Consider the following 26,737-nt stretch of genomic DNA (forward strand, 5'->3'; position numbering starts at 1 on the left):
CAAGCCAGCTCCCACAGGGGACTGTAATCCACCTGTGGAAGCTGGCTTGCCTGCGATGCTTTTAGAAGCTCATGTCCACCTTGGTCCAGAGCGTACGCCCCGGCTCCTTGATGGCCTGCGGGTCGTTGGCTGGGTAACCGAAGCCTGCGTTACCGGCCAGATTCAGATGCTCGGCATAAGCCTTGCCGAACAGGTTGTCGACCCCGGTACTGACCTTGAAGTGCTTGTTGATGCGGTAGGCCGCGTTCAGCGAGAACACGCCGAAGCCGCCACTCTTGTCGTAGTCCTTGCCGACCACGTTGCCTTTGTTCGGGTCGATACGGTGTTGCGCCGCGACCACCCTCCACAACGCACCAGCGCTCCAATCGTCTTCGCTGTAGGTCAGGCCCAGGCGCGTGTCCAGCGGTGGCATTTGTGGCAGGGCCTTGCCGTCGCTGCTGTTCTTGCCCCAGGCATAGGCGAGGCTGGCGTCGGCTTTCCAGTGCTGGCTCAGTTTGTACGCCGCGCCCACTTCGCCGCCCATGATGCGTGCGTCCACATTGCGCGCCTGGGAGGTGGTACCCATCATGCCGGGCCTGTAGTCGAACAGGATGAAGTCGCGCACCTGGCCGACATAGCCCGACACCCAGGCTTCCAGGTCGGCGCTCTTGTACTGGGCACCGAAGTCGAGCTGGGTGGTTTTCTCGGGCTTCACGCCGTCGAAGGCATTCACCGAACCGGCCGCGCCGGTGTTGGGGGAAAACAGCTCCCAGTAATCCGGGAAACGTTCCGCGTGGCCCAGGCCGGCATACAGCGTGGTGGGGCTGTCCGCCAGGTCGTGCTCATAACGCACAAAGCCCGAGGGCAATGTATCGGCGCGGGTGTCGCCGGCGGTCGGGTTCGGGCGCGACATCATTCCCGAGCCGGTGCGTTGACGGAAGTCCTTGGCCGAGGCGCGGTCCAAGCGCGCGCCGGTGATCAGGCGATCGTTGTCGGCGGCGTACCAGGTCAGTTCGCCGAACACACCGTAGTTGTGGAAATTGGCGTCCTTGTTGCGCGGCAAATCCTTATACGTGTCGATGCCCATGCTGCTGCGCGCACGGTGTTCATTGGTCTGCGCATCCAGGCCGCTGATCAATTGCACATCCGCCCAGCGCCAGGTGGCCTTGATGCGTGCGCCAAGGGTGCGGCGGTCGACGTTGGACGCCATGGGGCCCGCCATCATGCCGGTGCCCGAAGGGACACGCAGGCTGTAGTTGTCCATCACATGATCGGCGTAGTTGTAGTAGACCTGGGCCTCGACCTTATCCAGCACCTCACCGATATTGGACTTTTCGAAACGCAGCCCCAGGCTTTCGCGCAGAAACTGCGAGCCGTCCATGCCGCGCCCGGCGTAGCGCGCCTCGCCGTCGCCACGCCCGGCGGTGAGTTCCAGCAGGGTGTCGGCGTCGGGCGTGAAACCCACGGCCACGTCACCGTTCCACTTGTCATAGCGCGAGGCGACGGTGTCGTTGTTGCCGTCCTTGTAATCGTCGGCATGGGCCTGGTTGCCGATCACCCGCACGTAGCCCAATGGCCCGCCGGCAGCGGCATCGATGACCTTGTCGAAACGCCCGTTGGAGCCGGCCAATACGCTGGCGTTGACCCGTGTGCCCAGCTCGCCGAACTGCTCCGGCTCACGCTCGAACAGGATGGTGCCGGCAGACGCGCCCGGGCCCCAGAGCACGGTTTGCGGGCCTTTGATCACGGTGAGCTTGTCGTAGGTTTCCGGCGAAATATACGAAGTTGGCGCATCCATGCGGCCCGGGCAGGCGCCGAGCATCATGCCGCCGTTGGTGAGGATATTCAGGCGCGAGCCGAACATGCCGCGCAGCACCGGGTCGCCGTTGGTGCCGCCGTTGCGCACCAGGGCGAAGCCGGGGATGGTCTTGAGGTAGTCGCCGCCATCGCTGGCGGGCACCGGTTGGCGAGGGTCTTTGGGGTTGGTGACCACGGTCAGCGGTGAGCTGGGGGCGATCGCGGTGATGACGGTGGGGCTCAGCTCATGCTCGTCGGCGTGAGCGTGGGCAGCCAATAGTGCGCCGCATAAGGCGGTGAGCAGGGCAGTACTTCCCAAACGGGTGTCAGCAGAAAACCTGGACATGACAAATTCCATCAATCAATCGTAAACAACACGGCCAGCAGCCTGCGGCTGTCTGTCTAAAGTCGGCCGGGGTGAAGTAACGCTGTGAAGGGCTTACGAAACGATGGGCGGCGCACGGCTACGGGCGCCGGGGAAGATGCTCTGCCGGGAATGGCCCAGGCGCGTGGCGGGTGTGAGGGCGTTGGCGGGCGGCGGGGTGCCGAGGGCCACGAACGACACACTGCCGGGCAGGGCCGGGCAGCTGAATAGCAGGTCGCAATAGCCGCACTTGGCCCAGAGTGCGTGGTGTTCGGCTGGAGCTTGGGTGTGATGGGATTTACCGTGGTCGCTCGGCATATCCATGGGCATTTCCATGGACATACCGGCGTGATGATCCATCGGCATCGCCTGGGAAATCAGCGGACCGATAAAGATCATCAGCATGGCGAACAGGCTGATCCAACTGCCGCGCTTCACGCGGTAGTGGGGAGACAACCTGGCGCGAGGAGCGCCCATCGAGGTTGGCTTACTGAGCGTGCATATGCTCGTGGCCAGCCATCGGTGGCGCTTTGTGCACCGACACTTGCACCTCGACCTTGCCGGCTTTCTCGAAGGTGAGGGTCAGCGGGAATTGCTTGCCATCGGCGAGCAGGCTGCGGTCCTTGAGGCCCAGCAGCATGACGTGATAGGCCATTGGCGCGAAGGTCAGTTCACCCTTGGCTGGTACGGCCACGTTGGGCACCTGTTGCATCTTCATCAGGTCGCCTTGCATTACGTGCTCATGCAATTCGGCTTTCTCCGCCAAGGGCGTCTCGGCACTGAGCAGGCGATCTGCCGTCTCCCCAGTATTGTGAATCACAAAGTACGCCGCGACGGTGGGCGCATTCGGCGGCAATTCCTGGGACCAGGGATTGCTGACCTCCAAGTCGCCGGCCTTGTAGTCATCGGCATTGGCAGCACTGAACACCGGCAGCAGCAACGCGGCCAGAAGCAGGGAAGATTTAAGCATGGCAGTTCTCCAGAACGGTTCTAAACGCAGTTCACTTGCGAAGAAGATCAGACCGTTGGAGAGGCGCGGGGGTTAAGGCTTGGCCATTGCTGGCGCGGGGTGGGATTGCGCAATAAGCGCGGCGGCAGGCTCTGCACCGCCTCGAAGCGCGTCACATACAACTGCGGCACATGCCCTGGCAACGCCACCAACGGCGCCGAACCCGAGCAACACCAGCAATGCTGCATAGCCGAGTGATCATCCGGCGGCGCCGGGATTTCCAGCTTGCCCAGGGCAATCGCCTTGAGGCTCGCGCCATTGGACGAACAGAACCCGCCCCACATCAGACGCTTGATCGGGTCATCCGTCTGCTGCATCGCACTGGCCAACGGCATGGCAAACGCATTGAACAGCACTGCAAGGCAGGCGATCCAGGCAATTGCAAAGCGTTGACGGGCCATGGCGGATAATCCGTAGGGTTAAACGATCAGGCGGGTATTTAGCCTGATCGGGGGGGATAAGTAAAAAGGGCGGGTGTGGTTTGGTGTCGCAGTGGTGGGTTTGAGGATAGACGAGAACGGCCGCTTGCCAATTTTGCAGAAGGGACGCAGCGTACCAGGCGGGCTGATCGTTCCCACGCTCTGCGTGGGAATGCCGCGTTGGACGCTCTGCGTCCGCTTTTAAAGCCGTGACGCGGAGCGTCACAGGATGCATTCCCACGCGGAGCGTGGGAACGATCAAGTCAGGTATAGGGCTTTTTCCAGCCAATGGTTGCGCAGTTGATTGAGCTAGCGCCTTGGCTGGCTGATCTACTACCGTCATTTGATAACGCAATTCCAAAGTGTGTGCGGGCTTGCTCGCAAAGCGGTGTGTCAGTCGCTGGATGTTTTGGCCGACACACTGCCTTCGCGAGCGAGCCCGCTCCCAAATTATGCAGCGGGTACGCCGTGGACCTGCATATCGACACCCAGGGCTTTTCTAATCACGGCAAAAATCGCCGCAAGGTTATCCATGCTGGGGTTGCCGCTGGCCGAAAGCATTCGGTGCAGGCTTTTGCTAGGTTTGGCGGTTTGTTTCGCAAGGCCTTCAAAGCCTACTGTGGCGTTGACTAAATCACGCAGGATCACGCGAGAGATTTCCGGCTCGCCATTGAGAAATAGCGTAGCGGCCTCGTCGAGAAGCGCTTGGGCGAATGCAGGGTCTCGCTGGGCACGTTCAGCGATGGTGTGTTTGTAGCTACGGGTAAGCGCCATGCTGGTCACCTCTTTTGTTTCAATTTCTTGTCACGCTGATACTCGTTAATCAGCGACTTTACGACCTTGATATCGCGCTTTTGACTGGACTTATCACCACCACCGAACAGGATGATTAATCGATGTCCTTCTCGTATCAAATAGATTCGCAAGCCGGGTCCCCAGTCGATACGGTATTCGCCTAGCCCATCGAACCACTTGATGTTGCTGGTGTTGCCTGTTTCAAGCCGAACTAAAGCGGTTGAAACTCGAGTTGCCGCTGGGACACTCAAGGATGAAAACCACTCATCGAACGGACTGGAATCGTTGTCGCGTTGGTATTCTTCGATCTCAATCATTAGCCGTCCTGAAGGTAACAAATAGGTTACTAATCAAGCAAGCGAGCGATCCTGACTCATCGAGTGAAGTTTGCCAACGCGCTGAGTGTTTCTTCAGACGACAGGAATTCCCTATCTACTTGAGCCAACATCGGCCGCTTCAACACCAACACCGGCACCCCACGCTCACGCGCCACTTCCAGCTTCGGCTCGGTGGCGGTGCTGCCGCTGTTCTTGCTGATCAGCACATCAATTCGCCGTTCTTCGAATAACGCCCGCTCGTCCTCGATGAGGAACGGCCCGCGTGCGCCGATCACTTCACAGCGCTTGTTGCCCGGATACACATCCAGCGCGCGCAAGGTCCAGAACTGGTCGGCGGGGATTTCGTCGAGGTGCTGCAAGGGTTCGCGACCCAAGGTGAACAGCGGGCGCTTGAAGGGTTTGAGCGCTTCGACCAGTTCGGCCCAGTCGGCGACCTCTCGCCAGTCATCCCCCGGCTGCGGCTGCCAGGCCGGGCGTCGCAATGCCCAGCAAGGTACGCCGCATGCCCTTGCAGCCTCGGCCGCGTTGCGGCTGATCTGCGCCGCATACGGGTGCGTAGCATCAAGGATCAGGCTGATGCGTTCGGCACGTACAAACTGCGCCAGGCCTTCACTACCGCCGTAGCCGCCGACCCGCACCTGGCAGGTGAGGTCGGTGGGTACGCGGCCCACGCCGGCCAGGCTGTAGACGTGTTCAGGCCCCAAGGTGCGGGCGATGGCCAGCGCTTCCGTGACCCCGCCCAGTAATAGAATCCTTTTCATAGCGGCTTGATCACTTCCAGCAACGTGATCGGCAGCGCCTGGCGCCAGGTATCGAACTCGCCCAAGGGCTGCGCCTGGGCCACATGGATGCGGGTCAGTTCGCCGCCATGCTCGGCACGCCAGTTCATCAAGGTCATTTCGCTTTGCAGGGTCACGGCATTGGCAACCAGGCGGCCACCGGGGCGCAGGTGTTGCCAGCAGGTATCGAGCACGCCGTCGCGGGTGACGCCGCCGCCGATGAAGATGGCGTCTGGTGTTTCCAGGCCGCTTAACGCCTCCGGCGCCTTGCCGCGAATCAGTTGCAGACCGGGCACCCCGAGGGCGTCGCGGTTGTGTTCGATCAGGCCTTGGCGGCCGGTGTCGGCTTCAATCGCCAAGGCACGACAGCTGGGATGGGTGCGCATCCATTCAATACCGATGGAGCCACTGCCCGCGCCCACGTCCCATAACAGTTCGCCCGGCATGGGCGCGAGGCGGGCGAGGGTCATGGCGCGCACATCGCGCTTGGTCAGTTGGCCATCGTGTTTGAAGGCTGAGTCCGGCAAGCCGGCAAGACGCGACAGACGCGGTGCGTTCGCATCCGCCAGGCAGTCGATGGCGACCAGGTTCAAATCAGCAACCGCGGTGTGCTCCCACGCTTGCGCGTGCCCGTCGATACGCCGTTCAGCCGGGCCGCCCAGGTGTTCAAACACACTGATGCGGCTGGGGCCAAAACCGCGCTCGGTTAACAACGCAGCAATCAAGGCGGGACTGCTGCCATCATTGCTCAGTACCAACAAGCGCACACCACTGGCCAAATGCGCGTTGATTGCCGCCAATGGCCGCGCCACTACCGACAATGTCACCACCTCCTGCAACGGCCAGCCCACGCGCGCCGCCGCCAGGGATACCGACGAGGGCGCGGGCAAAATCGTCAACTCCTCAGCCGCCACTTGCCGGGCCAGGCTGGCGCCGACGCCATAGAACATCGGGTCGCCACTGGCCAATACGCACACAGGCTCTCCACGCCGCGACAACACCGGCTCCAGGGAAAACGGGCTCGGCCACAGCTGGCGCTCGCCACCAATACATTGCGGCAGCAGGTCCAACTGGCGCTGAGCACCTATAATCCGCGTGGCGCGCAGCAAGGCATGCCGGGCATTCCTGCCCAGGCCTTTGAAGCCGTCTTCACCGATGCCTACAACCGTCAGCCAGGGCGACATATCAATTCCTTGAACGACATCCGACGGGCAGGCTTTTCATGCCGCCGGACAAAGCAGGCATAATACCGCGCCTTTGCCCATCAACCGGTAGCCCCGTGAACCCAACGCCCGCTGTGAATACCTTGCGCCCCTCGGCTTGTCCGGGGTTGCTGCGTATTGTGCAGGCGTTGGACGGTGGCATTTGCCGAGTCAAATTGGCGGGCGGCGCGATCACTGCCGCCCAGGCCCACGCCGTGGCGGACGCGGCCCAGGCGTATGCGGGCGGGGTGATCGAGGCGACCAACCGCGCCAACCTGCAGATCCGCGGCATCGGCGCCGAGCAGGAGGCGTTGATCGCCCGGCTGCTGGCGGCGGGCCTGGGCCCCAGCAACGCGGGCGGTGACGACGTGCGCAACCTGATGCTCAGCCCCAGCGCCGGCATCGACCCGCAGATGCTGTTCGACACCCGCCCGCTGGCCGCACAGATCCTCGCCACTCTGGAGAACCATCCGCGTTTCCATGAATTGTCGGCCAAGTTCGCGGTGCAACTCGATGGTGGCGAGGACCTGGCGATGCTCGAACATCACCACGACCTGTGGTTATCGGCCTTCGTACGCCACGGCGAAACCCTGCTCGCGTTCGGCCTGGCCGGCTGTCCGGGCCTGGATGCGCCCCTGGCCGCCGTGCCATTGGGCCAAGGCCTTGAGTTGGTAGTGGCTGTGCTGGAAGCCTTTCTGGACCTCGCCACCCCAGAGCAAACGCGTATGCGTCATTTGCCTGTGGATAACGTATTGAGCCATTTGCGCTTGCCGTTGCTGCCAGCCGACGGCTTCACACGCCCGCCCAGCGACGCGTCGCTCCAGGTGGGCACTTATCCACAAGTGCAAAAGAATCAGTTCTACGTCGCCGCCCTCGCGCCCTTGGGCCGCCTGGACCCGACGATGCTCAAGGGCGCCGCACAACTGGCCAGCGACTATGGGGACGGCACCTTGCGCTTCACCCCCTGGCAAGGTGTGCTGGTGCCCAACGTCGAAAAGCCTCACGCCGTGACCGAGCGCCTGGCGCAACTGGGCTTTATCTGCTCGCTCGGCCACCCGCTGGCGCGCATGATTGCCTGCACCGGTTCCAGCGGCTGCGCAAAAGGCCTGGCCGACACCAAGGCTGACGCCGTGCAACTGGCCGCTCTGCAATCGGGCGTTGAGGTGCATCTGTCCGGCTGCCCGCGCTCCTGTGCTGCCGCGCACACCGCGCCAGTCACCTTGCTGGCGGTGAGCCCCGGCCACTACGACCTCTATTTTCGCGATGCAGCCCAGCCTGGTTTTGGCCGGCTGCACGCGCGCACTCTTTCCATTGAAGCGGCGGGCGCCCTGTTGCGCGCTCGTCCACGGAGCAACACCGATGATTGATTACATCCGCGACGGTCAGGAGATCTATCGCAACTCCTTCGCCATTATTCGCGCGGAAGCCAAGTTGGACCGCATCCCGGCTGATTTGGAAAAACTCGCGGTGCGGGTGATTCATGCGTGCGGCATGGTCGAAGCCATCGACGGCCTGCAATTCTCCGAAGGGGCCGGCAAGGCCGGGCGTGACGCGTTGGCCGCTGGCGCGCCGATTCTGTGCGATGCGCGGATGGTCTCCGAAGGCGTGACTCGCACACGCCTGCCGGCCAATAACCAGGTGATCTGCACCCTGCGTGACGACAGCGTGCCGGAGCTGGCGCGGGAGCTGGGCAACACCCGTTCCGCCGCCGCCCTTGAGCTGTGGCGCCCGCACCTGGAGGGCAGCGTGGTGGTGATCGGCAACGCGCCGACCGCGTTGTTCTACCTGCTGGAAATGCTCGACGCCGGCGCGCCGAAACCGGCGTTGATCCTCGGTTTCCCGGTGGGTTTTGTCGGCGCCGCCGAATCCAAGGCCATGCTCGCCGCTGACAGCCGTGGGGTGCCGTTCGTGATCATGCAAGGTCGCCTGGGCGGCAGCGCCATGGCTGCCGCCGCCGTCAATGCCCTGGCCACGGAGGTCGAATAATGCAGGTGCGCGGACGTTTGCTTGGCCTGGGCGTAGGCCCCGGCGACCCGGAACTGATCACCGTCAAGGCTCTGCGCTTGCTGCGCGAATCGCCGGTGGTGGCGTACTTCGTGGCCAAGGGCAAGAAGGGCAACGCCTTCGGCATCATCGAGGACCACCTGGTGCCGCAACAGACCCTGATGCCGCTGGTGTACCCGGTGACCACTGAAGTGCTGCCCGCGCCGCTGTCCTACGAGCAAGTGATCAGCGACTTCTACGACAACGCCAGCCTCGACGTGGCCGCGCACCTGGACGCGGGCCGCGACGTGGCGGTGATCTGCGAAGGTGACCCGTTTTTCTACGGCTCCTACATGTACCTGCATGACCGCCTGGCCGAGCGCTACGACGCCGAGGTGATTCCAGGCGTGTGCTCGATGCTCGGTGGTGCCTCGGTACTCGGCGCGCCGTTGGTGTATCGCAACCAGAGCTTGTCGGTGCTCTCGGGCGTGTTGCCCCACGAGGACCTCAAGCGCCGCTTGGCGGATGCCGATGCCGCAGTGATCATGAAGCTGGGGCGCAACTTTCCGAAAGTGCGCCAGGTGTTGGAAGAACTGGGTCTGGCCGAGCGGGCGTTGTACGTGGAACGCGCGACCATGGCCAACCAGAAGATCGTGCCGCTGGATCAGGTGGAGCCGATGTCGTCGCCGTATTTCTCACTGATCATCGTGCCCGGTGAACGGTGGCAAGGTTGATGACCCCGGCGATTGTGATTCTGGGCCAGGGCAGCCTGGCGACTGCGCGCAAGCTTCAGCAGGTTTACCCCGGCGCGTTGATCCACGGTTTGGCCACACGGGTTGAAGGTGCAGACCGCACCTACAGCGAATTCGGCGCGACCTTGCGTCAGCTTTATCAGCAGGGCACGCCACTGATTGCCCTGTGCGCCGCGGGCATTGTGATCCGCACCCTGGCGCCGTTGCTGCTGGAAAAGGGCGAAGAGCCCGCCGTGCTGGCCGTGGCCGAAGACGGCAGCGCGGTGGTGCCGTTGCTCGGTGGCCTGGGTGGCGTGAACCTGATGGCGCGCGACATTGGCGCAGCACTTGGCGTGTCTGCCGCCATCACCACCAGCGGCGAGTTGCGTTTTGGCACCTGCCTGCTCAACCCGCCAGCGGGTTATCAACTGGCCGACATCGAGTTGGGCAAACGCTTTGTCTCCGACCTTCTGGCCGGCGAAAGCGTGCGCATCGAAGGCACGGCGCCATGGCTGGAGGAGGCTAACCTGCCTCAGGATCAACAAGCGCGCCTGGCGATTCATGTAGGCAGTGCCGAGCGCACACCGACAGCCAACGAGTTGCTGATTTACCCGCAGAATGTCTACGTTACCTGCCGGCCGGGTGCGCAATTGGCCGAGCGTGTGCGCACGGCGTTGCAGGAGGCGGGCGTGGCCGTGCAATCCCTGGCCTGCCTGCTGGCCAGCGACCTGCAGATGGCTGACGCGTCCTTGCATGAGGCCGCGTCGGCCTTGGGTGTACCGTTGCGCTTTGCCGCGCTGACACCCGTTGCGGACATCAGTATTACCGTGGCCGAGCAGCCCTTGGACCTGTCACAGGTTGGGCGCCCGCGCGGGCGGCTGGCGGTGATTGGCCTGGGCCCCGGCGCCGCAGAACTGATGGTGCCGGCGGTGAAGGCGGAACTGGCGCGTTGCACCGATGTGCTGGGCTATGAAACCTACGTGCGCATGGCCGGGCCATTCCGTGACGATCAAGTGCAACACTGCACCGACAACCGCGAAGAAATGCAGCGCGCCCGCCACGCCTTCGAGCTAGCTGCGCAAGGCCGCTCGGTGGTGGTGGTGTCCTCTGGTGACCCGGGTGTATTCGCCATGGCCGCGGCGGTGATCGAGGCGCTGCACGAGTCCAGCGAGCCGGCCTGGCATCAGGTCGACCTGGAAATCCTGCCAGGGGTCTCCGCCTCGCTGGCCACCGCCGCCCAGGCAGGCGCGCCGCTTGGGCATGACTTCTGTGTGATGTCGCTGTCGGATAACCTCAAGCCTTGGTTTATCATCGAAAAACGCCTGGACCTGGCTTCCCAGGCCGACCTGGCCTTGGCGTTCTACAACCCGATCTCGCGGTCGCGGCCTTGGCAACTGGGGCGCGCCCTGGAAATCGTCGCGCTGCATCGCACGCCACAGACGCCAGTGGTGCTGGGCCGTGACATCGGCCGCCCAGGCCAGACACTGCGCGTCACCACCTTGGGGCAACTGACGCCCGAGCAGGTGGACATGCGCACCATGGTACTGATCGGTTCATCCACCACTTGTGTGCTCCCGCGTGCGGGTGGCGGCGAGTGGGTGTACACGCCACGTTGGTATGGCAACAAACCCAACTCCTGAAACAGCCCCGTTGGCTGCCGGAAAGCTCCGAATATCCCAGGGATTCCCCTGGCGTTGTTCGGAGCTTTTTCTTTTTTATGCGATGAAAACCGCACGCCTGCCCGCCGCGCCTTGTCATTGCTGGACGCTGGTTTTGGGCGGGGCAGGCCAAGGGATGTTTGTCGCATGGAAACCCCGCCGCTCCCTGGACTAGTGTGGAAGCAAGCCCCATGTGGGGTGCTTGTGGAGAACAGAAAATGGAGCGACGTCACAAAAGGATCAACAGCAAAAAAAGGCGCAAGTTGATTGCCGCCTACAAGTTACCGGGCGCACCTGCCAGGCAGGCCACGGCAGTGTTGGATAGCGAGGATGATTGCAATGCGGCCGTGGTCAACAATGGCGTGATTTCGTTTGCCGAAGGCTTGTCGGCGTTGAATCGGGAATACGTGCGCAAAAGCTATCTGCTGGCCAGCAGTTATGTGAGCGATGTGCTGAACGTCCAGCGAGGCAGCGAGGCGTGGTACGAGGAATTTATCAAGGTGATGGTCAGCCTGGGGTGGCTGCCGCTGCGCAGTCGCTTTGAGCGAGTCTCGCGTGCGGGCAAGGGCCTGACGGTGCAACTGGCGGCGCTGAATATCATCGCCTCGATGCTGACGTCGACGGCGCTGTCCGGGCCACTGCTCAGCGCATTGCCAAAGCTGGCCGCCGATGCGCTGGACACACTGAAGCGCCAGCCAGCGTCTTTCGAGCTGTTCAAGCGCAATTGCGCGGTGCGTGAGGGCGGCGATTTCGGCCTGGCCTCCTGCGCTGAAACAGACGGCGAGTTGATCATGGTGCTGGTGACCTACAGCACCCATGGTGTGGATAAACAGGTGGGCCTGCCCTTCCTGGAGTGGGACAGCTCCTCGTTCGAGGCCTTCAGCGGGCAGACTTGCCTGGTGCTCAGTACCTCGATGGTCAACGAGAAAACCATCCAACTGATGCGCGAAAGCGCCGGTGACAAAGTGGAAATGGCTATCGCCAAATACCGGATCTAGGGCACCAGGTAGCCGCGTACCCCGGTAAAAATGATTTGCGCGGCCAGGGCGCAGACGAACAGGCCCATCAACCGGCTGACAATCTGCAAGCCCTGGTCGCCGAGAATGCGTTCGATACGGTTGGACAGGTACAGCACCACGCCCACTGTCAGGCTGGCCAGGGCAATACTGAGGATGGCGGTGAGCTTATCGTCCCAGTGCGGTTGGCTGACGCCCATCACCAGTAAGGCGCCAATGGTGCCGGGGCCGACGGTGAGCGGGATGGTCAGCGGCACGATGGTCACGTCCTGCTGCACGTTGTCGGTCTGCACCGCCGACTTGCCCTGAGCCATGCCTAATGCGGAGATAAACAACACGCTGCCGGCGCCGATACGGAACGCATCCACGGTAATGCCGAACACGCTGAAAATTACCCGACCGAACAGGTAGAGCAACACGCTCGATACCAGGGTGGCCAGTGCAACTTTCCACGCCAGGCGCCGACGCTCCTTGCTGGAGTAGCCACGGGTCAGGCTGATAAAGCAGGACAGCACAAAGAACGGGCTGTAGAGCACCAGCATCTTCAGGTAAACGCTGAACAACACATGGAGCATGGGGGCGGCTCGCGGGCGGGGAAAGTGTGGAGGAGTCTATCCGACACAGATCAAATGTGGGAGCTGGCTGATCGTTCCCGCGCTCTGCTGATCGTTCCCATGCTCTGCGTGGGAATGCATCCAGTGACGCTCTGCGTCGCGTTCAAGCAGGACGCGGAGCTTACCGGGCGGCGTTGCCACGCGGAGCGTGGGAACGATCATCAGGAAAGGGTGCTGTGCTCAGGGCGCTGTTGGCGCTGCGCCACCCAGTAGTCCACCAGCTCGCGCAGTTGCGACAGTTCCACCGGCTTGGCCATATGCCCGTCCATGCCCGCCTGGCGTGCGCGTTCTTTGTGTTCCGACAGGATATGCGCGGTAAGCGCCACCACCGGCGTGCGCACGCGTTGATGGCTGATTTCCCACGCCCGCAGTTGCTGCGTGGCGGAGAAACCATCGAGGATCGGCATCTCACAGTCCATCAATACCAGGTCATAACGCTGGGCTTTCATTGCCTGCAGCGCTTCTTCGCCGTTGCTGGCGGTGTCCGGGTTGAGGTTGAGCTTGCCGAGCATGCCGCGAATCACTTTGGTGGAGATGCTGTTGTCTTCGGCTACCAGGATGCGGAAATCGCTGGGCACGGTAATGGCTGCCGGTGCGCTGGGGGCCGGGCGTGCAACGAGGGCGCCTTTGCTGCGCTGGGTCAGCTCATCGGCCAGGGTGGTCTTGAGGGTATAACCCGCCACTGGCTTGGCGAGAATGCGCTTGATCCCACAGTTGCGCGCAATGATCTTGCTCGGCGCGTTACTGATGCCGGTGAGCATGATCAGCAGTATGTCGTGGTTCAGGCTCGGATCTTCCTTGATCTTCGCCGCCAGTTGCATGCCGGTCATGCCGGGCATGTTCTGGTCCAGCAGCACCACGTCAAAGTAATCACGCAGGTGCGCTTTGGTACGCAGCAGCGCCAGGGCCTCCTTGCCCGAAGGCGCGGCGCTGACGTTCAGGCCCCAGGCCGTGCACTGCTGCACCAGCACTTTGCGGCAGGTGTCGTTATCGTCCACCACCAGTACGCGGGCGTCCTTGAGCGGGCCGTCGAGGTCGCTGGTCGGATGCTCCAGGCGTTCCGGGTCCAGGGGCAGGGTCAGCCACAGGGTGCTGCCCTGGTGACTGCCGCTTTTGATGCCGAACTCGCCGTTCATCAACAGGATCAATTGGCGGGCAATGACCAGGCCCAGGTGGCCGCTCAAACGCGTCGCCGAGAGGAAGTTCTTGCTGTGCAGTTCGCTGTGCAGCAGGGCGTCGCGTTCGGCGGCTTCCATAGGCACGCCGCTGTCTTGCACGGCAATGCGCAGGCGTGGCTTGGGGCTGCGCTCATCCAGGGCGACGACGATCAGCACTTCGCCTTCATCGGTTTTGTGCAGGGCGTTTTCCAAAAGGCTCAGCAGCGCCTGGCGCAGCCGCGTCGGATCACCGCTGATCACCCGTGGCACCTGAGGCTGGATAAAGCTGATCAGCTCGACATTCTGCTGCTCGGCCTTGGCGCGGAAGATGCTCAGGCAGTCGTCGATCAATGCATTGAGGTCGAACTGCACATCATCCAGTTCGATCTGACCGGATTCGAGCTTGGAAATGTCGAGAATTTCGTTGATCAGGGTGAGCAACTCGTTACCGGCGCTGTGGATGGTCTGCACATAGTCGCGTTGCTTCACCGACAACGGCGTGCCCAGCAGTAACTCGGTCATGCCCAGCACACCGTTCATGGGCGTGCGGATTTCGTGGCTGATCTTCGCCAGGAACTCGGCCTTGGCGGCGATTTCGGCGTTGCTGGCCGCCAGGTCGCGGCTCAGGCTGAAGCGGGTTTCGACAATGGCGCGCTGGCGCTCGCCGAGGGCCAGGCTCATCAGCAGGCCGCTGAGGCAGATAAAGCTCAGCAGGGTGACGATCAGGCCTTGTGGCGCCACCAGGGTGAGGCCGAGCAGGGCGGGCAGGATGATCAGCGTGCCGATGTTGAACACCACCATGGCCGCCACGAACAAGCGCGCCGGGCGGTAGCCTTTTTGCCAATGATAGGCCGAGACGAACAGCATGCTCAGGCCCGCCAGCGCGACCAGGGCATAGGTGATGATGTTCAGCGGCAAGGTGTTGACGAACAACAACAGCAAGCCGCACAGGACGATCAGCAGGATGTCCGCCATCAACACTTTATTCAGCGGGTGCGGGCCCAGTGGCATGAAAAAGCGGTAGGCAAACATCAACCCGCAGGGTGCGGTCAGCAGTAGGGCCAGGTAGGCGCCAGGGGTCTGGATCGCGTGCCAGTTCGGCAGCCACGGCCCCACCAGGTTGAGCAGTAGCGCCAGGCTGAGCATCAACAGGAATTCGCACGCGGCCAGCCACAGGCTACTGCGCGAGCGGTGGTAGGCGAATCGCGTGAGGTTGTGCAGGATCAGCATCGACAGCACGCCGAACAGCAGACCGTAGATCAATGTCTGGTTCTGGTTGGCAGCGGCCAGCACCGCCGGTTCCAGGGTGATGTAAGGGCGCAGTTCGTGTTCCGAGACCAGGCGCAAATACACCTCCAGGGGCCGCGGGCTCTGGGGCATCGGTAACATGAAGTCACTGCTGGGCAACGGGCGCTCAGCCTGGGGTTGGCGAGTGCCGGTGATTTGCTGCTCCACCAGGGTGTCGCCGTCCAGTACGTACAGGCTCAGGCTGGACAGGTCCGGGGCAAACACCCGCAGCACTTGTTCGTGCTTGCCGGGTTGCAGCCTGAAGCGCACCCACAACGCACCGTCCGGCTGCGCGGCAGTGATCCGGTCCAGTTCGATGGGGCTGAATTGATTGGTATAGCGGGCGGAACGGATGTCGCTCAGTTGCAGGTCGGCCTGTTCATCAAGCAATACCGCCCAGCCACTGCCTTGTGCGGCGGCCTGGGCCGGTAGCAAGCAGAGCAGGGTCAGTAGACTGATTGTGAAACCTATGGCGATCCTGAGCCAGCGCACGGCGAAATCCCTTCGGTAGGTGGATGCACGGGTTAACTATGCGCGGGGCGACAGGGTACGGCAAGGGCCAAAGGCCCTTACCTAACCGAACGGATAGCTACTGCAAGTGTAGCTGCTCAGTTGTTCTCACCACGTTCGCGGGCAATGGCACGGTAGCCAATGTCGGTGCGGTAGAAGCAGCCTTTCCAGTCGATTTTCGCCGCCAGTTTGTAGGCCTGTTGTTGCGCGGCATCGACACTGGCACCCATCGCGGTGGCGCACAATACGCGGCCACCGGCGGTTACAACTTTGCCGTCCTTGAGCGCGGTGCCCGCATGGAACACCTTGCCTTCCAGCGCAGCGGCGGCGTCGAGGCCTTCGATCACATCGCCCTTGGCGTAGTCGGCAGGGTAGCCACCGGCCGCCAGCACAATCCCAACACTAGGACGTGGGTCCCACTGCGCTTCGACCTTGTCCAGGGCCTGGGCGAGGGCGGCTTCCACCAGCAGCACCAGGCTCGATTGCAGGCGCAGCATCACCGGTTGGGTTTCCGGATCGCCGAAGCGGCAGTTGAACTCGATGACTTTGGGGTTACCTGCTTTGTCGATCATCAGGCCGGCATAGAGGAAACCGGTGTATACGTTGCCTTCATCCGCCATGCCGCGCACGGTTGGCCAGATCACCAGGTCCATGACGCGCTGGTGCACGTCGGCGGTTACGACGGGTGCCGGGGAGTAGGCACCCATGCCGCCGGTGTTCGGGCCGCTGTCGCCGTTGCCGACGCGCTTGTGGTCCTGGCTGGTGGCCATCGGCAATACGTTCTTGCCGTCGACCATCACGATAAAGCTGGCTTCTTCGCCATCGAGGAATTCCTCGATGACCACCCGCGAGCCGGCGTCACCAAAGGCATTGCCGGCGAGCATGTCGCGCACGGCGTCTTCGGCTTCCTGCAGGGTCATGGCGACGATCACGCCTTTACCGGCAGCCAGGCCATCGGCCTTGATCACGATCGGTGCACCTTTCTCACGCAGGTAAGCCAGGGCCGGCTCGATCTCGGTGAAGTTCTGGTAGTCGGCCGTGGGGATCTTGTGGCGAGCCAGGAAGTCCTTGGTGAAGGCTTTCGAGCCTTCCAGCTGGGCGGCGCCCGCGGTAGGCCCGAAGCAGTCCAGGCCACGGCTGCGAAACAGATCGACGACGCCTGCCACCAGTGGCACTTCCGGGCCGACGATGGTCAGGGAAACATTCTTCTCGGCAAAATCTGCCAGTTGCTCCAGGGCCAGCACGTCGATGGCGACGTTTTCGCACTTGGCTTCGATGGCGGTGCCGGCGTTGCCGGGGGCCACGAAGACTTTCTGCACGCGTGGGTCCTGGGCTACTTTCCAGGCCAGGGCGTGTTCACGGCCACCGCTGCCAATGATCAAAACATTCATTTCAAAAACCTCGTTAGGATGATCGTTCCCACGCTCTGCGTGGGAATGCCTCTACGGACGCTCTGCGTCCGAGGGACGCGGAGCGTCCCTGGCTGCGTTCCCACGCGGAGCGTGGGAACGATCAATCAGTGGCGGAAGTGGCGCATGCCGGTGAAGACCATCGCAATGCCAGCTTCATCAGCGGCGGCGATGACTTCTGCATCACGCATCGAACCGCCCGGTTGGATCACGGCGGTCACGCCGGCTTTTGCAGCGTTGTCCAGGCCGTCACGGAACGGGAAGAATGCATCGGAAGCCATCACCGAACCCACCACCTGCAAACCGGCGTGCTCAGCCTTGATCGCGGCGATACGCGCCGAGTTCACGCGACTCATCTGACCAGCGCCGACACCGATGGTCTGGCGGTTCTTGGCGTAGACGATGGCGTTGGACTTGACGTATTTGGCCACTTTCCAGGCGAAGATCAGGTCGTTGATCTCTTGCTCGGTCGGCGCGCGCTTGGTCACGACTTTCAGGTCCTGGCTGCCGATCATGCCGATGTCGCGGCTCTGTACCAGCAGGCCGCCATTGACGCGCTTGTAGTCCCAGGCCGCGGCGCGGTCTGCCGACCACTCGCCACAGGCCAGCAGGCGCACGTTGGCTTTGGCGGCGACGATGGCGCGGGCTTCTTCGCTGACGCTTGGGGCGATGATCACTTCGACGAACTGGCGCTCGACGATGGCCTTGGCGGTCTCGGCATCCAGTTCGCGGTTGAAGGCAATGATGCCGCCGAATGCGGATTCGGTGTCGGTGGCGTAGGCCAGTTCGTACGCCTGGCGGATACCGCCTTCAGCGTCCGGGCTGACGGCCACGCCGCACGGGTTGGCGTGCTTGACGATCACGCAGGCCGGTTTGACGAAGCTCTTCACGCATTCCAGCGCGGCGTCGGTATCGGCCACGTTGTTGTAGGAAAGTTCTTTGCCTTGCAGTTGGGTCGCGGTGGCAATGCCCACTTCGGCAGGCTTGGCTTCCACGTAGAACGCCGCGCTCTGGTGCGGGTTCTCGCCGTAGCGCATTTCCTGGGCCTTGATGAACTGGCTGTTGAAGGTGCGCGGGAACTGGCTGCGGCCTTCGGTGCTGAGGGTGTCAGCCGCCTGGTTCACGGTGCCCATGTAGTTGGCGATCATGCCGTCGTAGGCGGCGGTGTGTTCGAACGCCTTGAGCATCAGGTCGAAGCGCTGGGCGTAGGTCAGGCCACCGGCCTTGAGGTTTTCCAGGACGTTGGCGTAGTCACTGGCGTTGACCACGATGGCCACGTCTTTATGGTTCTTGGCCGCCGAGCGCACCATGGTCGGGCCGCCGATATCGATGTTTTCGATGGCGGTCGGCAGGTCGCAGCCTGGCTTGTTGATGGTGGCTTCGAACGGGTAGAGGTTAACGGCCACCAGGTCGATCGGCTTGATGCCGTGCTCGGTCATGATGGCGTCGTCGATGCCGCGACGGCCAAGGATGCCGCCGTGGATTTTCGGGTGCAGGGTCTTGACGCGACCGTCCATCATTTCTGCGAAACCGGTGTAGTCCGCGACTTCCACTGCGGCCACGCCGTTGTCCTGCAGCAGTTTGAAGGTCCCGCCCGTGGAGAGGATTTCCACACCCAGGGCTTCCAGCTCCCGGGCAAATTCAAGGATCCCGGTCTTGTCGGAAACACTGATCAAGGCACGGCGGATCGGCAGGCGGGTGGTCTGGTCGGTCATCTCAATTTCCATCAAAAGCAAAGGAAGTCAGCAAAAAAGGCGACCGGTTTTACGCGGGCGCCTTTCTGGTTTGATTGAATGCTTACAGCAAATCGTACTGCTTGAGCTTTTTGCGCAAGGTGCCACGGTTGAGGCCCAGCAGCTCACTGGCTTTGGTCTGGTTGCCCTTGACGTAGTTCATCACGCTTTCGAGCAAGGGCGCCTCGACTTCGGAGAGCACCAGGTTGTACACATCCGTGACGGAAGCGCCCTCAAGGTGGGCGAAATAATTGTGCAGCGCCTTCTCGACACTCCCGCGAAGGGTCTGGCCTTCTTCGCTCGGCGTGTTGAGGTGCTGTTTCAAATTGACGTTGTCGCTCACGGGTGTTGTTCCACTCACTAAAGTCTCGGTCATCATCGTCATGCGGCCACCCCTTCTCCATCCCCTGTTCCCAGGCTCTTGTCGCGTCCGGCGAAGAACTCACGAACGGTGGCGACCTGTGCCTGCGTTTCATCCAAACGATTGAACTGAGCGCGGAATTCCTTGGCGCCCGGCAAGGTGGCGAGATACCAGCCGACATGCTTGCGAGCAATGCGTACTCCCATCACGTCCCCATAGAAGGCGTGCAGGGCGGCCAGATGCTCTAGCAGAATACGTTCCACCTCGACCAACTCTGGTGCCGGCAAAACTTCACCAGTACGCAGGAAATGCTCGATTTCACGAAAAATCCACGGCCGCCCCTGGGCGGCCCGGCCAATCAACAAACCATCGGCACCGGTCGCGTGCAGCACGCGCCGGGCTTTCTCGGCACTGTCGATGTCGCCATTGGCAAAGACGGGCATCGACACGGCCTGCTTGATCGCGGCAATGGTGTCGTACTCGGCTTCACCGGTGTAAAGGTCGGCGCGGGTGCGGCCATGCACCGCCAGCGCTGCAATACCAGCCTGTTCAGCGATCTTCGCCACCGTCAGGCCATTCTTGTTGTCCCGGTCCCAACCGGTACGAATCTTCAGGGTCACCGGTACATCTACTGCGCCGACAACGGCCTGCAGGATCTCGGCGACCAACTGCTCATCTTTCAACAGCGCGGAACCGGCGGCCTTGTTGCAGACCTTTTTGGCCGGGCAGCCCATGTTGATATCGATGATCTGTGCACCCAGCTCCACATTGGCCCGGGCTGCATCCGCCAGCATCTGCGCATCGCCACCGGCGATCTGCACCGAGCGTGGCTCGGGATCACCTTCGTGGATCATGCGCATCCGCGACTTGCGGGTGTTCCACAAACTCATGTCGCTGGTAACCATTTCAGAGACTACTAGACCCGCGCCCAAACGCTTGCACAGCTGACGAAAGGGCTGGTCGGTGACACCCGCCATCGGGGCGAGGATCAAGCCGTTCTGCAATGTGTATGGGCCGATGCGTACCGCCGACATAGGACTTCCCTGTTGTGGGGCCGGATCATTAGAGTTCGAAAAAGGGTTGGCATGATACCCGCTCTCGATGACGGGTTAAAGGCTGAATTGGATAAAATCTGAACAGTTATTTTTTTATCGCCATCGGTTTGGTTGACGATGGCCAAGTCAATAATCCGCCGTCAAACCTCGGTGGGCGCGCCGTTTCACTCGGGTGAATGGAAGCTCAGGCTGTAATTCACGGCTTTGTTGCCGGGGTCCAGGATGTCCAGGGAGATGTGGATCGGCGTCTGCGAGGGCATTTCGCTCACGCCGGCCAACTCGCCGCTCAGGTATTCGGCGGGCTTGAAGCGACGACTGGCAATCAGGCTGCCGTTCAAGTCCGCAAAGCGCAGCTCCAGCAGTGGGAAGGGCTGGGAGAAGGTCGCGCGGTTATAGAGGATGGCATCTACCACCAGTGCCCCGGCGAACTCGGGGTGGCTGCGCACCACCAGGTTGCTGCTCTTGATATGGGTAATGTCGACCCGCGATGGCACGGTGCACCCCAGTTTCGGGCATAGCGTCTGGAACCACGGGCGATAGGCGTCCTGGCGGGCCAGGTCGTCGAACTGGTAGGCGATGTACTGGCCGGCCAGGCCGGCGGCGGCGAGTGCGACCAACAATATCCAGAGCAGACGGCGACCCCAGCCTGACGGACGCTTCTGCGCATACAGGTGCAGGGGGTCGTCTTCCAGGTCCTGGAGCAACTCGTCGTGTACACCGGCCTCCGTTCGCGCGCGCTTGCGTCGCGCGAACGCGCGGTCTTCGGGTTCAGGCTCATCGTGCTCGTCGCGGGTGGGTGTCAGCGGCGGGTCGAGGTCGTCATCCACGGTAGTGGCGTGCAGAGCTGGTTCGTCATCGAGTTCGTCGACGTGGGCCGACATGGACGGTTCGGTGCGCTGTTTGGACGCAGGTGCCTTAACCGGCTCGGGCTCTTCTTCTGGTGCCTGTGCACGCTCTTCGGGTGGCTCACTGAACAGGCTGGCCGCCCATTTTTCTTCCTCGGCCTTGACCGTGTCGCGGCTGGCACTGAAGGACTCTTCCTTTTGCCGACGGTCGGCGCCTGGCTGGCGACGTTCTGCGCCCACTGCCTGGGTGTGCTGGATCTCGCGACGTTCCAGCCTGGCCAGTTCCTTGTCCAGGTTATCCAGGTCCAGCTCTTCGGCCGTCCACTGCTTCTGGCTGATGGCCCGCGGTGGCGGGGGAGGCATTTCGACAGTCGGTTCGGCGGCCGGCTCGGCGGTGGTCGGCACTTCAGGCTCCGGCGCAGACGCCTGGGCCCGTTGCTCCAGCAACTGGCGAGCGGCGTTGAATACTTGCAGGCACGAGCCGCAACGCACCACGCCGCGAGCCACGCTCAGCTGAGCGTGGTTGACGCGAAAACGCGATTGGCAATGTGGGCACTGGGTGACGAAACTGTCGGTCATGCGGCCATCCGATTCAGGCAAGCGCTCATTCTAGCGCCGACGACCGCTGATGCGTACCCAGCCATCACGGTTGGCGATCGGGTCCAGCTCGAAGTCCTTGGCGTAGGCCGCAGCCACGTCTTCACCTTGCTCGGCGAGGATGCCCGACAGCGCCAGGCGCCCGCCCGGCTTGACCAGGCTCGACAGTTGCGGCGCCAGCGACACCAGTGGCCCGGCGAGGATATTGGCCACCAGCACATCGGCCTGAACCTGGGGCAGGTCCTCAGGCAGGTAGAGTGGGAATTTGCCCTCGGCAATGTTGTTGCGCCCGGCGTTATCGCGGGAGGCTTCCAGGGCCTGCACGTCGATATCGGTGCCCACGGCCTCCTTGGCGCCCAGCAGCAGGGCGGCGATGGCCAGGATCCCCGAGCCGCAGCCGAAGTCCAGTACGTTGCTGTCGGTCAGGTCCTGGCCGTCCAGCCATTCCAGGCACAGGGCGGTGGTCGGGTGCGTGCCGGTACCGAACGCAAGGCCCGGGTCCAGCAGCAGGTTGACGGCGTTTGGCTCAGGAGCAGCGTGCCAGCTTGGCACGATCCACAAGCGCTGGCCGAAGCGCATGGGCTGGAAGTTATCCATCCAACTGCGTTCCCAGTCCTGGTCTTCGATGACTTCGCTGTGATGCTCGGGTAGCGGGCTGCCGGTGAGCAGTTCCATATGGGCCAGAACGGCAGCGGCGTCGGTGCCGTCTTCGAACAGGGCCAGCAAGTGGGTGTGGGACCACAGCGGCGTGGTATTGAGTTCCGGCTCGAAGATCGGCTGGTCTTCGGCGTCCATGAAGGTCACCGACACGGCACCCACTTCGAGGAACGCGTCTTCGTAGGTTTCGGCTTGTTCTGGGCTGATGGCGAGACGGACTTGCAGCCAAGGCATGGCGGGCACCTTTGAAAAAAATGAATGTGCGGCGGGCAGGCCGCGAAAGCGCGCAAGTTTACGCGAGAGCAAGCCAGAAGACGACTGCGCCGACGATCGTTCCCACGCTCGGCGTGGGAACGCCTCTTGTGGCGCTCCGCGCCACGCCTTAACAACGGGACGCGGAGCGTCCGAGGCGGCATTCCCACGCCGAGCGTGGGAACGATCAGGGGTCGGTGGCCCATAAACAACAAAACCGCCCGAAGGCGGCTTTGTTGGGTGGAGCACTTACTGGTTGGCCAGCTTGTGTTCCAGGTAGTGAATGTTCACACCACCTTCGCAGAAGCCTTCATCACGAACCAGATCCCGATGCAGCGGGATGTTGGTCTTGATGCCGTCGACCACGATTTCGTCCAGGGCGTTGCGCATACGGGCCATGGCCTCGTCGCGAGTGGCGCCCCAGGTGATCAGCTTACCGATCAGCGAGTCGTAGTTGGACGGAACCTTGTAGCCGCTGTACAGGTGCGAATCCACACGTACGCCGTTGCCGCCGGGCGCGTGGAAATGCTTGACCAGGCCAGGGCTTGGGATAAAGGTTTTCGGGTCTTCTGCGTTGATGCGGCACTCCAGGGAGTGGCCGTGCATCTTCACGTCGTCCTGGGTGAACGACAGCACGTTACCGGCGGCGATGCTCAGCATCTCCTTGACGATGTCGATACCGGTGACCATCTCCGATACCGGGTGCTCTACCTGCACACGAGTGTTCATCTCGATGAAGTAGAAACGGCCGTTCTCGTAGAGGAACTCGAAGGTGCCGGCACCACGGTAGTTGATATCGATGCAAGCCTTGACGCAGCGTGCCAGGACTTCCTGACGCGCCTTTTCATCCAGGCCCGGAGCCGGAGCTTCTTCCAGGACTTTCTGGTGGCGACGTTGCAGCGAGCAATCGCGGTCGCCCAGGTGGATAGCGTGGCCCTGGCCGTCGGACAGTACCTGGACTTCCACGTGACGTGGGTTGGTCAGGTACTTCTCCAGGTAGACCATCGGGTTGCCGAACCAGGCGCCCGCTTCGGAGCGGGTCTGCTTGGCGGCTTCGATCAGGTCTTCTTCCTTGTGCACCACGCGCATGCCGCGACCACCACCGCCACCGGCGGCCTTGATGATCACCGGGTAGCCGACTTCGCGACCAATGCGCAGAGCGGTTTCCTCGTCTTCAGGCAGTGGGCCGTCGGAGCCTGGAACGGTGGGCACGCCGGCCGCGATCATGGCGTCCTTGGCCGAGACCTTGTCGCCCATCAGGCGAATGGTTTCGGCTTTCGGGCCGATGAAGGCAAACCCGGATTTTTCCACCTGTTCGGCGAAATCGGCGTTTTCCGCGAGGAAGCCGTAGCCGGGGTGGATGCCATCGGCGCCGGTCACTTCTGCCGCAGCGATGATGTTCGAGACTTTCAGGTACGAGTTCGTGGCCAGTGGCGGGCCGATGCAGATGCTTTCGTCCGCCAGCTTCACGTGCATCAATTCGGTATCGGCCGTCGAGTAAACAGCGACGGTCTTGATGCCCTCTTCCTTACAGGCGCGCAGGATACGCAGCGCGATCTCGCCGCGGTTGGCGATCAGGACTTTTTGCAGTTTCTTCGCAGGTTTCAACATCGAAGGCGCTCCGCGGTTCAAACGATGGTGAACAGCGGCTGGTCGTACTCAACCGGCTGACCGTTTTCTACCAGGATGGATTCGATGACGCCGGCTTTTTCCGCGGTGATGTGGTTCATCATTTTCATCGCTTCAACGATGCAGATGGTGTCACCCACTTTCACGGTTTTGCCCACTTCAACGAAGGCGGGCGAGGTCGGTGCCGGGGTGCGGTAGAAAGTACCGACCATTGGCGACTTGACCACGAAGCCGTTCAGCGCAGGCGCGGCTGGGGCGGCAGGTGCAGTGGCGGCGGCAGGCGCGGCAGCCGGAGCAGCAGCGGCTGGAGCCGGCGCTTGCATCTGTGGTGCGTAGAACTGTTGGGCCGGGGTCTTGCTGTGACGGCTGATCCGTACGGACTCTTCGCCTTCCTTGATTTCCAGCTCGTCGATACCGGATTCTTCCAGCAGTTCGATCAGTTTCTTAACTTTACGGATATCCATGAATCATCAACTCCCAAGGGTCGGTCAGGGGCGTTTAGCCTGTTCTTCAATGTGTTCCAGGGCGGCCTCCAGGGCCAGTCGGTAACCGCTGGCGCCAAGGCCGCAGATCACTCCTACCGCTACGTCGGAGAAGTAAGAGTGATGGCGGAAAGCTTCGCGTTTGTGCACGTTCGATAAATGCACTTCGATGAATGGGATGCTCACCGCCAGCAGCGCGTCACGTAATGCAACGCTTGTATGCGTAAAAGCGGCGGGGTTGATCAGAATAAAGTCCACGCCTTCGCCGCGCGCGGCATGGATACGATCAATCAATTCATACTCGGCATTGCTTTGCAGGTAGAGCAAATGGTGGCCGGCTTCACGTGCCCGTCGTTCCAGGTCGAGGTTGATCTGATCGAGGGTTACTGCCCCGTAGACGCCCGGTTCGCGGGTGCCAAGCAGGTTCAGGTTGGGTCCGTGAAGAACCAGTAAGGTCGCCATTGGCTGTTCCTTGTTATTGGTGTGGGTACGTCAGAACCCGGCGACTATGCCGCAAAGCCTTTGTGACTGTCCAGTTCTATGCAGTAGCCGGCACGATTAGCGAGGATTGCGCAAAATTTGTGACCAAGACCCTGCATCTGGTCAGTGTGGGAGCTGATCGTGCCCACGCTCCGCGTGGGCACGCATCCAGTGATGCTCTGCGTCACGGCTTTAAAGCGGGATGCGGAGCGTCTGGGGCGACATTCCCACGCGGAGCGTGGGAACGATCAGCCAGCTCCCACATTAGATCGGGTCAGACGCGGAAGGCTTGCACGGCGGTAGTCAGTTGCCCGCCCAGTACCAGCAGGTGTTCGCCCTGGCTACGGCCCTGGCCAATGCGCAGTAAATTATCCTCACCCAATTGATGTATCCGTTCACTGTTGTCGCGAATCTCGCTCACGGCTCCACTTTGCTGCGCGGTCACATCGGCAATGCGTACGGCGGTATCCGAGATGGTCTGGATCGCGCCGACGATTTCATCCAGCGCGCCATCCGCCGCCTGGGCCTGCTGGGCGGTGGCTTCGGCGTGTTCGACCTGGGCGCGCATGCCTTCTACCGACTGGTGCGCGGCAGTTTGCAGGCCGGCGATCAGGCCCTGGATTTCGGCAGTGGCACCGGCGGTACGCTGGGCCAGGGAACGCACTTCGTCGGCTACCACGGCGAAACCACGTCCGGCCTCACCGGCGCGGGCGGCTTCGATGGCGGCGTTGAGCGCAAGCAGGTTGGTCTGGTCGGCAATCGAGCGAATCACCGTGAGCACGCCGCCGATGGTGGCGGACTCTTCGGCAAGTTTCTCGATCATCTGCGCGTTTTGCTGCACTTCGCCCACCAGCGCATGCAGCCCGGTGAGGCTCAGGCCGATCACACGCTGGCCTTGCTCCACGGCCTGGCCCGCACTGCGGCTGGCGCCGGCCGCCTGGCTGGCATCCCCGGCAACTTGCTGGATGGTGGCTTCCAACTCACCCAGGGAATCACGGATTTGCGCGGTGTCGCCGGCCTGGCGTTCGGCGCCGTCGTGCAGGCCGCTGCTCAGTTCGGCCAGGGCGCGGCTGCTGCCCGCCACTTCTTCGGCATTGCCGCGGATGGTGCTTACCAAATCCACCAGGTAGGCGCGCAGGCGGTTGAGGGAGGCCTCGATATCGTGCAGTTCACGGTTGGTCTTGCCCAGGGCAATCGGTTGGCTGAAGTCGCCTTCGGCCCAGGTCGACAAGGCGGGTGCCAGGTTGGTCAGTACGCGCGCCAGGCGGCGTTGCAGGGTGTCGATCAGCAATGCGATCAGCAGGATCAGGCCAATCATCACGCCCTGCATCACGCGTACTTCGCCCTGGATCCTGGCATGTTGCGCGCGCACCACGGGTTCCAGGCCGGCGATGGCTTGTTGCACGTTAGTGATTTTAAGGTGGGTGCTGGCGGCGAGATCGGCGCGTTGCTGGATCTGTTCACGGGTGCGCTGCAGCTCGGCGGGGTAGCGGGTCAGCAGGCTGTTGAGTTCGCGCTTGAGGTCGACGCCGGTGTCCTGAGCTTCGGTTTTTTCGGTGTTTTCCAGCCCCATCAGCGCGGAAAAATCATCGGTGTTGG

24 protein-coding genes and 1 pseudogene are annotated in these 26,737 nt (G+C 62.3%); 5 read left to right on the plus strand and 20 right to left on the minus strand.

The genetic code is table 11. The features are described 5' to 3' along the window. Positions 1-61: 61 nt before the first annotated feature. From RHM69_RS24125 to cbiE, 8 genes are all read right to left on the minus strand, one after another. Entirely contained in the window at positions 62-2,122 is a 2,061-nt protein-coding gene (locus tag RHM69_RS24125) for a TonB-dependent copper receptor (RefSeq protein ID WP_014716715.1), read from the minus strand. Between the two features lie 93 nt (positions 2,123-2,215). After that, complete coding sequence (locus tag RHM69_RS24130; RefSeq protein ID WP_032904023.1) at positions 2,216-2,617, minus strand: DUF2946 domain-containing protein; 402 nt, start codon at positions 2,615-2,617, stop codon at positions 2,216-2,218. A gap of 10 nt (positions 2,618-2,627) precedes the next feature. Beyond that, positions 2,628-3,110, minus strand: a complete 483-nt coding sequence (locus RHM69_RS24135) for a copper chaperone PCu(A)C (protein ID WP_014716717.1) — start codon at positions 3,108-3,110, stop codon at positions 2,628-2,630. Positions 3,111-3,157: 47 nt separating this feature from the next. Next, positions 3,158-3,550, minus strand: coding sequence for a DUF2946 domain-containing protein (locus RHM69_RS24140; RefSeq protein WP_003188156.1), 393 nt, complete (start codon positions 3,548-3,550; stop codon positions 3,158-3,160). A gap of 468 nt (positions 3,551-4,018) precedes the next feature. Further along, positions 4,019-4,342 carry a DNA-binding protein gene (locus tag RHM69_RS24145; RefSeq protein ID WP_014716718.1) on the minus strand — a complete coding sequence of 108 codons (324 nt, stop codon included), beginning with the start codon at positions 4,340-4,342 and terminating at the stop codon, positions 4,019-4,021. Positions 4,343-4,347: 5 nt separating this feature from the next. Continuing rightward, entirely contained in the window at positions 4,348-4,680 is a 333-nt protein-coding gene (locus tag RHM69_RS24150) for a type II toxin-antitoxin system RelE/ParE family toxin (RefSeq protein ID WP_019818285.1), read from the minus strand. Positions 4,681-4,736: 56 nt separating this feature from the next. After that, positions 4,737-5,462: a cobalt-precorrin-6A reductase gene (locus tag RHM69_RS24155; RefSeq protein WP_102665990.1), complete on the minus strand. Its 726-nt coding sequence runs from the start codon at positions 5,460-5,462 to the stop codon at positions 4,737-4,739. Next, complete coding sequence (gene cbiE, locus RHM69_RS24160) at positions 5,459-6,664, minus strand: precorrin-6y C5,15-methyltransferase (decarboxylating) subunit CbiE (protein WP_073453173.1); 1,206 nt, start codon at positions 6,662-6,664, stop codon at positions 5,459-5,461. The genes RHM69_RS24155 and cbiE overlap by 4 nt, the downstream gene beginning before the upstream one ends. A 38-nt stretch (positions 6,665-6,702) precedes the next feature. Between cbiE and cobG the strand changes: the two genes are divergently transcribed. The 5 genes from cobG (at position 6,703) to RHM69_RS24185 (ending at position 12,052) form a co-directional block, all read left to right on the plus strand. Beyond that, on the plus strand, positions 6,703-8,049 hold the full coding sequence (gene cobG / locus RHM69_RS24165; RefSeq protein ID WP_200599540.1) for a precorrin-3B synthase: 1,347 nt from the start codon (positions 6,703-6,705) through the stop codon (positions 8,047-8,049). Then, positions 8,042-8,668 (plus strand): precorrin-8X methylmutase, encoded by a 627-nt coding sequence (locus tag RHM69_RS24170; RefSeq protein WP_014716722.1) that lies wholly within the window; start codon positions 8,042-8,044, stop codon positions 8,666-8,668. The genes cobG and RHM69_RS24170 overlap by 8 nt, the downstream gene beginning before the upstream one ends. After that, complete coding sequence (locus RHM69_RS24175) at positions 8,668-9,399, plus strand: precorrin-2 C(20)-methyltransferase (protein WP_019818281.1); 732 nt, start codon at positions 8,668-8,670, stop codon at positions 9,397-9,399. The genes RHM69_RS24170 and RHM69_RS24175 overlap by 1 nt, the downstream gene beginning before the upstream one ends. Beyond that, positions 9,399-11,036 (plus strand): precorrin-3B C(17)-methyltransferase, encoded by a 1,638-nt coding sequence (cobJ, locus tag RHM69_RS24180; protein ID WP_200599542.1) that lies wholly within the window; start codon positions 9,399-9,401, stop codon positions 11,034-11,036. The genes RHM69_RS24175 and cobJ overlap by 1 nt, the downstream gene beginning before the upstream one ends. 236 nt (positions 11,037-11,272) lie before the next feature. Next, positions 11,273-12,052 carry a hypothetical protein gene (locus tag RHM69_RS24185; protein WP_032904016.1) on the plus strand — a complete coding sequence of 260 codons (780 nt, stop codon included), beginning with the start codon at positions 11,273-11,275 and terminating at the stop codon, positions 12,050-12,052. Here the strand turns inward: RHM69_RS24185 and RHM69_RS24190 are convergent. From RHM69_RS24190 to RHM69_RS31165, 12 genes and pseudogenes are all read right to left on the minus strand, one after another. Further along, positions 12,049-12,645, minus strand: coding sequence for a MarC family protein (locus RHM69_RS24190; RefSeq protein ID WP_003171467.1), 597 nt, complete (start codon positions 12,643-12,645; stop codon positions 12,049-12,051). The genes RHM69_RS24185 and RHM69_RS24190 overlap by 4 nt on opposite strands. 200 nt (positions 12,646-12,845) lie before the next feature. Then, positions 12,846-15,620, minus strand: a complete 2,775-nt coding sequence (locus RHM69_RS24195; RefSeq protein ID WP_019818278.1) for a hybrid sensor histidine kinase/response regulator — start codon at positions 15,618-15,620, stop codon at positions 12,846-12,848. A 116-nt stretch (positions 15,621-15,736) separates the two neighbouring features. Continuing rightward, positions 15,737-17,029, minus strand: coding sequence for a phosphoribosylamine--glycine ligase (purD, locus tag RHM69_RS24200; protein WP_014716727.1), 1,293 nt, complete (start codon positions 17,027-17,029; stop codon positions 15,737-15,739). 125 nt (positions 17,030-17,154) lie between these two features. Beyond that, complete coding sequence (gene purH, locus RHM69_RS24205) at positions 17,155-18,762, minus strand: bifunctional phosphoribosylaminoimidazolecarboxamide formyltransferase/IMP cyclohydrolase (protein ID WP_014716728.1); 1,608 nt, start codon at positions 18,760-18,762, stop codon at positions 17,155-17,157. An 82-nt stretch (positions 18,763-18,844) separates the two neighbouring features. After that, positions 18,845-19,165 (minus strand): DNA-binding transcriptional regulator Fis, encoded by a 321-nt coding sequence (fis, locus tag RHM69_RS24210; protein WP_002555375.1) that lies wholly within the window; start codon positions 19,163-19,165, stop codon positions 18,845-18,847. Next, a complete protein-coding gene (gene dusB, locus RHM69_RS24215; RefSeq protein WP_003188182.1) occupies positions 19,162-20,175 on the minus strand; it encodes a tRNA dihydrouridine synthase DusB in 1,014 nt (337 codons plus the stop codon). Before dusB ends, fis begins: the two co-directional genes overlap by 4 nt. 185 nt (positions 20,176-20,360) lie before the next feature. Further along, positions 20,361-21,620, minus strand: coding sequence for a DUF3426 domain-containing protein (locus RHM69_RS24220; protein ID WP_191948849.1), 1,260 nt, complete (start codon positions 21,618-21,620; stop codon positions 20,361-20,363). Between the two features lie 30 nt (positions 21,621-21,650). Next, positions 21,651-22,529 carry a 50S ribosomal protein L11 methyltransferase gene (gene prmA, locus RHM69_RS24225; protein WP_014716730.1) on the minus strand — a complete coding sequence of 293 codons (879 nt, stop codon included), beginning with the start codon at positions 22,527-22,529 and terminating at the stop codon, positions 21,651-21,653. 267 nt (positions 22,530-22,796) lie between these two features. Beyond that, on the minus strand, positions 22,797-24,158 hold the full coding sequence (gene accC / locus RHM69_RS24230) for an acetyl-CoA carboxylase biotin carboxylase subunit (RefSeq protein ID WP_003188188.1): 1,362 nt from the start codon (positions 24,156-24,158) through the stop codon (positions 22,797-22,799). Between the two features lie 17 nt (positions 24,159-24,175). Further along, positions 24,176-24,640, minus strand: coding sequence for an acetyl-CoA carboxylase biotin carboxyl carrier protein (gene accB, locus RHM69_RS24235; RefSeq protein ID WP_014716731.1), 465 nt, complete (start codon positions 24,638-24,640; stop codon positions 24,176-24,178). A gap of 24 nt (positions 24,641-24,664) precedes the next feature. After that, a complete protein-coding gene (aroQ, locus tag RHM69_RS24240; RefSeq protein ID WP_014716732.1) occupies positions 24,665-25,120 on the minus strand; it encodes a type II 3-dehydroquinate dehydratase in 456 nt (151 codons plus the stop codon). Positions 25,121-25,412: 292 nt separating this feature from the next. Beyond that, positions 25,413-25,928 (minus strand): annotated as a pseudogene (locus tag RHM69_RS31165) (methyl-accepting chemotaxis protein); the annotation flags it as partial. Positions 25,929-26,737 lie beyond the last annotated feature (809 nt).

Origin of the sequence: Pseudomonas sp. CCI1.1 (assembly GCF_034348165.1) — a bacterium.
GTDB classification, from domain to species: domain Bacteria; phylum Pseudomonadota; class Gammaproteobacteria; order Pseudomonadales; family Pseudomonadaceae; genus Aquipseudomonas; species Aquipseudomonas paracarnis.

Coding starts and splice junctions, on each gene's coding strand:
- cobG (WP_200599540.1), top strand. CDS start 6,703: ATGCCGCCGGACAAAGCAGGCATAATACCGCGCCTTTGCCCATCAACC.
- RHM69_RS24145 (WP_014716718.1), bottom strand. CDS start 4,342: ATGGCGCTTACCCGTAGCTACAAACACACCATCGCTGAACGTGCCCAG.
- accB (WP_014716731.1), bottom strand. CDS start 24,640: ATGGATATCCGTAAAGTTAAGAAACTGATCGAACTGCTGGAAGAATCC.
- purD (WP_014716727.1), bottom strand. CDS start 17,029: ATGAATGTTTTGATCATTGGCAGCGGTGGCCGTGAACACGCCCTGGCC.
- accC (WP_003188188.1), bottom strand. CDS start 24,158: ATGTTGAAACCTGCGAAGAAACTGCAAAAAGTCCTGATCGCCAACCGC.
- dusB (WP_003188182.1), bottom strand. CDS start 20,175: ATGTCGGCGGTACGCATCGGCCCATACACATTGCAGAACGGCTTGATC.
- aroQ (WP_014716732.1), bottom strand. CDS start 25,120: ATGGCGACCTTACTGGTTCTTCACGGACCCAACCTGAACCTGCTTGGC.
- RHM69_RS24140 (WP_003188156.1), bottom strand. CDS start 3,550: ATGGCCCGTCAACGCTTTGCAATTGCCTGGATCGCCTGCCTTGCAGTG.
- RHM69_RS24135 (WP_014716717.1), bottom strand. CDS start 3,110: ATGCTTAAATCTTCCCTGCTTCTGGCCGCGTTGCTGCTGCCGGTGTTC.
- RHM69_RS24155 (WP_102665990.1), bottom strand. CDS start 5,462: ATGAAAAGGATTCTATTACTGGGCGGGGTCACGGAAGCGCTGGCCATC.
- RHM69_RS24220 (WP_191948849.1), bottom strand. CDS start 21,620: ATGACCGACAGTTTCGTCACCCAGTGCCCACATTGCCAATCGCGTTTT.
- RHM69_RS24170 (WP_014716722.1), top strand. CDS start 8,042: ATGATTGATTACATCCGCGACGGTCAGGAGATCTATCGCAACTCCTTC.
- prmA (WP_014716730.1), bottom strand. CDS start 22,529: ATGCCTTGGCTGCAAGTCCGTCTCGCCATCAGCCCAGAACAAGCCGAA.
- RHM69_RS24190 (WP_003171467.1), bottom strand. CDS start 12,645: ATGCTCCATGTGTTGTTCAGCGTTTACCTGAAGATGCTGGTGCTCTAC.
- RHM69_RS24130 (WP_032904023.1), bottom strand. CDS start 2,617: ATGGGCGCTCCTCGCGCCAGGTTGTCTCCCCACTACCGCGTGAAGCGC.
- RHM69_RS24185 (WP_032904016.1), top strand. CDS start 11,273: ATGGAGCGACGTCACAAAAGGATCAACAGCAAAAAAAGGCGCAAGTTG.
- fis (WP_002555375.1), bottom strand. CDS start 19,165: ATGACGATGATGACCGAGACTTTAGTGAGTGGAACAACACCCGTGAGC.
- RHM69_RS24150 (WP_019818285.1), bottom strand. CDS start 4,680: ATGATTGAGATCGAAGAATACCAACGCGACAACGATTCCAGTCCGTTC.
- purH (WP_014716728.1), bottom strand. CDS start 18,762: ATGACCGACCAGACCACCCGCCTGCCGATCCGCCGTGCCTTGATCAGT.
- cobJ (WP_200599542.1), top strand. CDS start 9,399: ATGACCCCGGCGATTGTGATTCTGGGCCAGGGCAGCCTGGCGACTGCG.
- RHM69_RS24175 (WP_019818281.1), top strand. CDS start 8,668: ATGCAGGTGCGCGGACGTTTGCTTGGCCTGGGCGTAGGCCCCGGCGAC.
- cbiE (WP_073453173.1), bottom strand. CDS start 6,664: ATGTCGCCCTGGCTGACGGTTGTAGGCATCGGTGAAGACGGCTTCAAA.
- RHM69_RS24125 (WP_014716715.1), bottom strand. CDS start 2,122: ATGTCCAGGTTTTCTGCTGACACCCGTTTGGGAAGTACTGCCCTGCTC.